The following is an 8,362-nucleotide window of genomic DNA, read 5'->3' on the forward strand; positions in this document are numbered from 1 at the left end:
GTGAAAATCTTGCGCAACATCGCACTGCTGGCGCTGCCGGCGGTGCTGTCTGGCTGCAGCCCGCTGATGTCGGCATCAGTAGACACTTTCAAAGCAGCTTTCCAAGGCCCCCAGCCAATCGAGCTAACCCAGACTCAGGTCGATGCCCTCCCTTATGCACAAATCAAAGTCACAACACCTTCAAGTGAAGGTGTTATGGCTTTGGTGCGTCAGCGGGGTGATCTGCAGTTCTGGATTGCCTCGGGCAAGCAAACGCTTTTGATGCGCAACGGCCTGGTTGTCCGAAGCGTTGGGTTGCTGGGTGGTACAGACGGTACTCGCTTTGAGGGTGAATCGCCGTTTAAGCACGGACTGCATCAGTTGCCGGTCGGCTACACCAGCACTCGTTGGATTGACTTGTATGAAGGCCAACGCACCGGGTTAGCGGTTCATAGTCGCTTTGTGCGCAAGTCGCTGGAAACCGTAGAGATCCTAGATAAAAAGTACACACTTCTGCGCGTTGATGAGCGTATGGAGATTCCGGATCTGGGTTACAGCGCCACCAACCGCTACTGGCTCGACCCTCACAGTGGTGTGATCCACGTCAGCGTGCAACACCTCAGCCCGGACCTCGCCTTGAGAATCATGCAACTGCCCCAAAGCCGAGAGATTGCCCGGTGAAAGTTACTAATCTGTTGTGGGCAGGCCTGATGTTGGCCTGCCCGATGATCGGCCACGCTGATGTTACGGTCAGTGGCGATGTTCAAAAACCGGGTCAATACGAGATAAGTTCGGGCGCACGCTTGCTCGATGTTGTCCGCCCTTCCCGCCCGAATGCCGAAAGTTATTGGTTGGCAGCTGCTTGGCTGCACAAGCCGGAGTTGGAGAAGCAGCAACGACTAAAAATTGGTGTGCTATTTGACCTGAAGATGGTAGAGCGCGGCGCTTTACTTGAGGGTAAAGGCAGTCGCGCGGCGCTTGCTGCTCGCCTTTCCAGCGAAGTCAGCCGTTTGCCAGTAACGGGGCGCAAAGTCGCAGTGCTCGACCCGGTGGGCCTCGAAGTGTCATTTGCCCGAAACTATCCAGTGGCTGACGGCGATCAGCTTATCTACCCGTTACGCCCAACGACAATCGAAGTTCTGGGTGCTGTGGCAGAACCATGTGAAGTCCCTTTTAAGCCGATGCAACAGGCTCGGGACTACCTAGAAGGCTGCACAACTCTGAACGATGCTGATGGCGACTTTATCTGGCTTATCCAGCCTAACGGTGAAGTGCGACGCATCGGAAATGGCGGCTGGAACCGCGAAGACGGCGTGACGGCTGCTGCAGGCAGCAAGATTCTGGTCCCCATCAAAACCAGCGATATTGAGCCGCCGACCCCTGATCTCAATCAGCAACTGGCCGAGTTTCTTGCCACCCAACCGTTGGCGGAGATGGCCCGGTGAAGTTTCGTATTGCAGCTGTACTGATTGTTCCCTGCGGTCTCGCTCACGCTGAACCGCAGTACACCCAAAGCGACTTTGGCGGTGTTGGCCTTTTGCAAACACCAACGGCACGTATGGCACCCGCAGGAGAGTTGAGTTTTAACGTCAACCGTACTGACCCCTACAGCCGATACAGCTTCTCGCTTCAGCCTTTCGAATGGCTTGAGGGCAGTTTTCGTTATACCTCGATCAGCAACCGTGATTATGGCCCCTCCTCGCTCAGTGGCACCCAGAGTTACAAGGACAAGGCGGTCGACGCCAAGGTCAGGCTCTGGCAGGAAAGCCACTGGCTGCCTCAGGTTGCACTCGGCTTCCGAGACATCGGCGGTACCGGCCTCTTTTCCAGTGAATACTTTGTCGCTAACAAGCGTTACAACGATCTCGATTTCAGCTTGGGGATCGCGTGGGGCTATATCGGCAACCGTGGCAATTTGGACAACCCCTTGGGATACCTTGGTGATCGCTTCGATACGCGTCCAGAGGCGATCGGAACGGGTGAAGTCAACACCAACAGCTATTTCAGAGGTGCACCTGCCTTATTTGGCGGCGTGACCTACCAAACCCCCTGGAAACCCTTGAGCTTGAAACTGGAGTACGAGGGCAATGACTATCAGAACGAACCGCAAAACAACAACCAGATTCAGGACTCGCCGGTCAACATCGGTGCAGTATTCAAATTGGGTGATTCGGTCGATCTGAGTGCGGCATGGGAACGTGGCAACACTGCCATGTTTGGAATTACCGTCCATACCAACTTTATTAGCCGCAAAGCACCAGTCAAGACTTACGATCCGCCCGCTGAACCTTTGCCCGCCAAGGCGCCCGATACCCCGCCGGATCAGGTCGACTGGGCAGACGTCTCTACACGCCTGAAAAAGAACGCAGGCTACAACGTCGAACGCATCACTCAGAAAGGCGACGAGCTCCTCGTCTACGGCGAACAAACCAAGTACTACTACCCCGCCAAGGGCGTCGGTCGTGCCAGCCGCATTCTCGACAACAGCGTGAACGACGACATCAAGTGGTTCACGATGGTTGGCGACAAATACGACATGGCCGTCGAAGAAATCAGCGTGCCTCGTGAGCAGTTCCGTGCGGTCGTCAACAACGACATGGACCTGAAAGACCTGCACCGCACCACCGAATTGAATCGACCGGTACCCCACACCGAAACCACGCTCTACACCCAGAAGCGCGATGCCTTCGACGGTGGTTTTGGCCTGGGTTACAAGCAGAACATCGGTGGCCCGGACGGCTTCATCCTGTACCAGGTATCGGCGGACTACGGTGCGGAATACCGCTTCACGCCCAAGACCTGGCTGAGCGGCGGTGTGAGCCTGAACCTGCTGGATAACTACGATAAATTCAACTACGACGCCCCCAGTAATATGGAGCGCGTCCGTACTGACTTGCGTAAGTATGTGACCACTTCCGATATCACTATGCCATCACTTCAATTGAACCATGCCACTCGTTTGGATCAAGATTGGTACGGAATGGTATATGGCGGCTATTTAGAATCAATGTTTGCCGGTGTGGGGGGTGAAGTTCTTTATCGCCCTATGGGTCAACGTTGGTCCGTGGGCGCCGACTTGAACTATGTTCGCCAGCGCGACTTTGATCAGGGCTTTGGTCTTCGGGATTACAAAACACTGACCGGGCATATCACCACCTATGCAGACCTCGGCTATGACATCCAGAGCGCAGTCAGCGTCGGGCGTTACCTGGCCGAGGACTGGGGTACCACGATCGACCTCTCCCGCCTGTTCAACAACGGGGTTCGGTTCGGTGCCTGGGTCACCCGCACCACGGCGTCGGCTGAAGAGTTCGGTGAAGGTAGCTTCGACAAGGGCATCTACATTTCCATCCCATTCGACGAAGTGTTTGCCGTTTCTACCCTGCGCCGTGCCAACATGGTCTGGGCCCCGCTGACGCGTGACGGTGGCGCTCGCCTCGGCCGCCAATACTCGCTGCAGAACCTGACTGACGGGCGTTACAGCGATTTGTTCTACACCAACTTCGAGAAGATCACCGAGTGACAAACCTATTCAAACGGCTAGCCCAACTACCCTTTTGGATACGCGCGTCGATCTTTATCGTCGTTAGTCTTGTGCTGTTGGATGCGGGCTTACGCCCGCAACCCATCCCGCAAGTGTTCGAACAGGAAGATAAAATCCACCATTTAGTGGGGTTTATGGTCTTGTCTTTTACTTGCGTGTTGGCCTTCCCCAGGATCCGTCTGCGTTGGGTAGCCCTGAGCTGCCTGACCGTCGGCATCGCCATAGAAGCCGCGCAGGAGCTGATGCCGCTGCGTACGGCATCCCCCTACGACATGCTCGCCAACAGCGCTGGTGTGCTGTTGGGCGCAATGATGGCATTAAGATGGCTCCGCTAGCACTTTGTGCGGCTTTTCAAAGTTTGAGAAAAGTTCGGCAATATTCAGGTGACTCTGAATATTGCGCGGGTTATAGTCCCGGTCACAAAAAGAAATGAACCTTTAGGAAATGCAGAGTTCTTACTCTCGCTGGCCTCCCGGTCGGTTGTTTCCTGCTTCGCAACTTCTGCCTTGGCTAATGCACACTCGGTGCCTTAGAAGGCGTTGTACGGGCGTCCTGAAGAGCAATTTAGACATTTTTTTGACGAGTTTCAGGCGCAACTTTCTGACACCCGCTAAAGCATTGATTGGCAATCGCCAACTGCGCCTTATATCTCGCCCCCGGTTTTAACGGCGGGCTCGTTATATGGCGGTTGGTTAACGGAAGATAACGAAAGGGAATTCCGCCATGGTACACGTACGCGTTAATCGTAATAGCGTCCATAAGGGGCTGACCTTCTGGACACAGTGGGCCCTGGCGATCGCCATGGTCATCGTCCTGCTGTTCGTGCTGGCTTACAACCAGGACGGCGATGTCGACTCTTCATATCGCGTGCTGGCCGTGCTGGCCCTCCTCGGCTCGGTGCCGGCCTATTCGATGATGCAGGTTTACCACAAGCGCCTGGGCTACCTGTCTGGCCTGGCGCGTTTGCTGTGTGGTTGGCTGATTACCCTGGGCGGCATGGCGGTTATCGGGTTTGTCAGCAAGACCAGCGAAATTTTCTCTCGTGAAGTGATCCTGCTCTGGGCTTCGCTCGGTTATGTGCTGCAAGCCTTGCTGTATGTGCCGATGCACTGGCTGGCGCGCTTCTACAGCAACCGCATCAATAACCGTCAAAAGATTCTGATCGTCGGCACCAACGAGCTGGCGGTGAACCTGGCCGACAAGCTGGCCAAGGTGGAATACGCGCCGCTGGTGGGGCTGGTGGGGTCGAGCACGGACGAGATTGCCTTCAGCAACACCCACCGGATCGTCGGCCAGCTGGGTCAACTGCGGGAGTTGATTGCGCTGCATGATATCCGCCGCCTGTATATCGCCCTGCCCCTCAAGGAAGCCGAGAAGATCGAAGAGCTGTACATCGACCTGCTCGACTCCAGTGTGGACGTGGTGTGGATTCCGGACTTCAACAGTTTGACCCTGCTGAACCACTCGGTGAGTGAGGTGGATGGCCTGGCGGCGATTCACTTGAACGAGAGCCCGCTGACCAGCTACCCGACGGCGGCCTTGAGCAAGGCCGTGCTGGACCGCGCGATTGCGCTGGTGACGATTGTGGCGATCAGCCCGGTGTTGCTGGTGATTGCGGCGGCGATCAAGATGACGTCCGAAGGGCCGGTGCTGTTCAAGCAGAAGCGTAACGGCTGGAACGGCAAGGTGATCAAGGTCTGGAAGTTCCGCTCCATGTATGTGCATGACGACAAGCACGTGCAGCAGGCCAGCCGTACCGATTCGCGGATTACGCCGGTAGGGCGGTTTATTCGCCGCACCTCGCTGGATGAGTTGCCGCAGTTCTTCAATGTGCTGCAGGGGCATATGGCGCTGGTAGGGCCACGGCCGCATGCGGTGGCGCATAACAACTACTATGCGGACAAGATCAGTGCCTACATGGCTCGCCATCGAATCAAGCCGGGGATTACCGGGTTGGCACAGATCAGCGGCTGCCGGGGCGAGACGGAGACCATTGAGAAGATGCAGAAGCGGGTTGAGATAGACCTGGACTACATCAACAACTGGTCGCTGTGGCTGGATATCAAGATTCTGTTCAAGACGCCGTTCACGTTGTTGGCCAAGGATATTTATTGAGGTTGGGTGGTCGGTAGCGTTCAGCTTTATTCGCGGGCAAGCCCGCTCCCACGGGGTGTTGTTGTGGGGGTGGGGTTGCCCGTTTTGGTTTTTGGGGCTGGGGGGGCTTGCAGGCCTCAGGTTGCTGCCCCCCTGAGCACGGCTTGTCGGAGCGCCGAACCGCTGCGATGCCAGTCAGTTAAGGAATGGGCCGCCGAAATCCATGTGGGAGCGGATTTACCGGATCGCCGGACCGCCGCGAATGAAGGCGCCGCGCAATGTCTGAAAAACCGCGGTGTCTGGATTCGCGGATAAATCCGCTCCCACAGGGTTTGTGTCGTTCAATACCTCAACTGACTGGCATCGCAGCGGTTCGGCGCTCCGACAAGCCTTGCTCCTATGTATGGATTTGGGTTTGTCGGGAGTCTGAGGCCTGCGCAGCAGGGCCAGAAGCTGGGGGCGTTGCGCACCCCTTCGCGGCTTAAATGGCTTCTACGATGTGCTGGGTTAGTGGTTTTGGAGATAGGAATATGACCTTGGCGCAATTGGCCTTGTATGGCGGTATTACGGTGATGCTCCCGGCGGCGTTGGTGATTGCGGTGTGGGTCTGGTATTCGGGCTCCAGGGCGGCGGTGGCGTTGTGGGGGCTGATCTTTTTTGTGGCTTATGCCGTGGTCGGCGGCAGCAAGATTCTGTTCAAAGGCTGGGGCATCGGCATCGAGCCTCTGGATATCGCGGTGATCAGTGGCCATGCGATGAACACAACCCTGATGACCACGGTGTTGCTGAGTTTGCTGGCGCAGCAGATCAAGCCGCGGTTTCGCTGGCCGGCGGCGCTCGCGGGGCTGGGGGTGAGCTGGTGGTTTGCGATCATGTGCGTGGCGCCGTTTATTCATCCGGTGTCTGAGGCCATTGCCGGGGCGGCGGTCGGGTCGGTGGGCGCGGGCGGGTTTGTTTATCTGTTGGGGCGGTTGAAAACTCGCCGCATCAGCCCCGGTATTTTGGCGGTGGGGGTGGTGTTTATTGGCTTGAACACGATGACCAGCAAGTACACGGCCGAGCATGCGCTGGATCGGGTGGCGATGATGTTGTCGGGGCAGGAGAAGGCGTTCAAGCAGCCGAAGTGGCGGGTGGAGGGGGATCGTTCATAGATACCGTGACTTCAGTACCCCAGAACGACGCAACACCTGTAGGAGCGGACCCGGCCGCGATGGGCCGCGCAGCGGCCCCCGAGGCCAGTAATATCTGCGATTCAGCCAGCGAGTGCAGGTGATTTCAGAATCGCCGGGGCCGCTTCGCAGCCCATCGCGGCCAGGTCCGCTCCTACAGGTTTGCGCCAGATCACAGGCAAGCCTTGCTCACATAAAAAGCAAAGCGATCGATTTTATCGATCATTTGCATCCGGATTACCCGCTAATCTATCGAGTCTTCTCCGTATAGCATGTGCCTCATATGAATCTGTTGAGGAGCTATGCCCATGTCTTCATTTCGCAAGGTGCTCGGTATGCATGTTGGCCAGCCGACGTCGGACGGCGCCGGGGTGCGGCTGACACGTGTGTTTGGCGGTCAGGGGGTGGAGCGGTTTGATCCGTTTCTGATGCTCGATGAGTTCGGCTCGGAGAACCCCGATGACTATATCGCCGGCTTCCCGCCGCACCCGCACCGGGGCTTTGAGACCATTACCTATATGCTCGAAGGCCGCATGCGCCATGAGGATCACCTGGGCAATGTCGGCCTGTTGCAAGGCGGCGGAGTGCAGTGGATGACGGCGGCGCACGGGATTATTCACAGTGAGATGCCCGAGCAGGAAGAAGGCGCGATGCGCGGTTTTCAGCTGTGGCTGAACCTGCCCGGCAAGCACAAGCTGGGCAAGGCCGGGTATCGGGATATTCAACCGGAGGAGATTCCGCGGCTGACCACGGCGGGCGGTGTCGGGGTGGTGGCGATTGCGGGGACCTTCGATGACGGCCAGCTGAAGCAGGTTGGCGTGGTGCAGCGCCCGGATACCGAACCGCATCTGTTTGACCTGAATATTCCGGCGGGTGGCCAGGTTTCGCCGCGCCTGCCCGAAGGGCATCGGGTGATGGTGTATGTGTTTGATGGCTCGATTGAGCTGGAAGGCCACCCTCAGGCGATCGAGGCCAGCCGCATGGTGCGGTTGGGCGATGAGGGTGAACTGCGCATCAACAGCCAACAGGGGGCGCGGGTGTTGTTGATTGCCGGCAAGCCGTTGAATGAGCCGATTGTGCAGTACGGGCCGTTTGTGATGAATACTCGGGAGGAAATCGAGCAGGCGTTGCGGGATTTTCGGGATGATCGTTTGACTGAGTGATTCGTCTCGGGGCCTGGGCAGGTAGCCTCGGTGTGGGTGTGGCTTTGTAGGAGCAAGGCTTGCCTGCGATGGCACCGGCCCGGCCCCAGCGTTTCCACCAACAGCCGCGTCTACTCCGGCAAGATTTCCGTCGCCTGCACCGACGTCATCGCGGGCAAGCCTTGCTCCCACACATGTTCGGCTCAGCTTTGCTGGGGTTGCTGACACAAAAGCTGCGGCGTACACCTGTGGGAAAGCTTGCTCGCGATGCAGGCGCCGCGGTGTATCAGATATTCCGCGGTGAACCCATCGCGGGCAAGCCCCAATGCCAGTCAGTTAAGGGATGAACCGCCGAAATCCATGTAGGAGCGGACCTGGCCGCGATGGGCTGCGAAGCGGCCCCGGCGATTCCGAAACCGCCCGCACTCCCAGGG

Annotated in this window: 7 protein-coding genes; all 7 read left to right on the top strand. The window is 57.6% G+C overall.

The genetic code is table 11. The annotated features are described in order from the left end of the window. The 7 genes from GUY40_RS25525 (at nt 1) to GUY40_RS25555 (ending at nt 7,949) form a co-directional block, all read left to right on the top strand. Nucleotides 1-660, top strand: a complete 660-nt coding sequence (locus GUY40_RS25525) for a YjbF family lipoprotein (RefSeq protein ID WP_371924966.1) — start codon at nt 1-3, stop codon at nt 658-660. Beyond that, entirely contained in the window at nt 657-1,424 is a 768-nt protein-coding gene (locus GUY40_RS25530; protein WP_166571686.1) for a capsule biosynthesis GfcC family protein, read from the top strand. Before GUY40_RS25525 ends, GUY40_RS25530 begins: the two co-directional genes overlap by 4 nt. Further along, complete coding sequence (locus GUY40_RS25535; RefSeq protein WP_166571687.1) at nt 1,421-3,502, top strand: YjbH domain-containing protein; 2,082 nt, start codon at nt 1,421-1,423, stop codon at nt 3,500-3,502. Before GUY40_RS25530 ends, GUY40_RS25535 begins: the two co-directional genes overlap by 4 nt. Then, entirely contained in the window at nt 3,499-3,858 is a 360-nt protein-coding gene (locus tag GUY40_RS25540) for a VanZ family protein (RefSeq protein ID WP_166571688.1), read from the top strand. Before GUY40_RS25535 ends, GUY40_RS25540 begins: the two co-directional genes overlap by 4 nt. A 388-nt stretch (nt 3,859-4,246) precedes the next feature. Then, nucleotides 4,247-5,638, top strand: a complete 1,392-nt coding sequence (locus GUY40_RS25545) for an undecaprenyl-phosphate glucose phosphotransferase (RefSeq protein ID WP_166571689.1) — start codon at nt 4,247-4,249, stop codon at nt 5,636-5,638. A 509-nt stretch (nt 5,639-6,147) separates the two neighbouring features. Next, nucleotides 6,148-6,768, top strand: coding sequence for a hypothetical protein (locus tag GUY40_RS25550; protein WP_166571690.1), 621 nt, complete (start codon nt 6,148-6,150; stop codon nt 6,766-6,768). Nucleotides 6,769-7,094: 326 nt separating this feature from the next. Further along, nucleotides 7,095-7,949 (top strand): pirin family protein, encoded by an 855-nt coding sequence (locus GUY40_RS25555; protein ID WP_166571691.1) that lies wholly within the window; start codon nt 7,095-7,097, stop codon nt 7,947-7,949. Nucleotides 7,950-8,362 lie beyond the last annotated feature (413 nt).

Source organism: Pseudomonas sp. R5(2019) (genome assembly GCF_009905435.1).
In the GTDB taxonomy this organism is placed as follows: Bacteria; Pseudomonadota; Gammaproteobacteria; order Pseudomonadales; family Pseudomonadaceae; genus Aquipseudomonas.

What these genes read in the sequence shown, in the direction of transcription:
- GUY40_RS25545 (WP_166571689.1), top strand. Translation starts at nt 4,247, where the DNA reads ATGGTACACGTACGCGTTAATCGTAATAGCGTCCATAAGGGGCTGACC.
- GUY40_RS25555 (WP_166571691.1), top strand. Translation starts at nt 7,095, where the DNA reads ATGTCTTCATTTCGCAAGGTGCTCGGTATGCATGTTGGCCAGCCGACG.
- GUY40_RS25550 (WP_166571690.1), top strand. Translation starts at nt 6,148, where the DNA reads ATGACCTTGGCGCAATTGGCCTTGTATGGCGGTATTACGGTGATGCTC.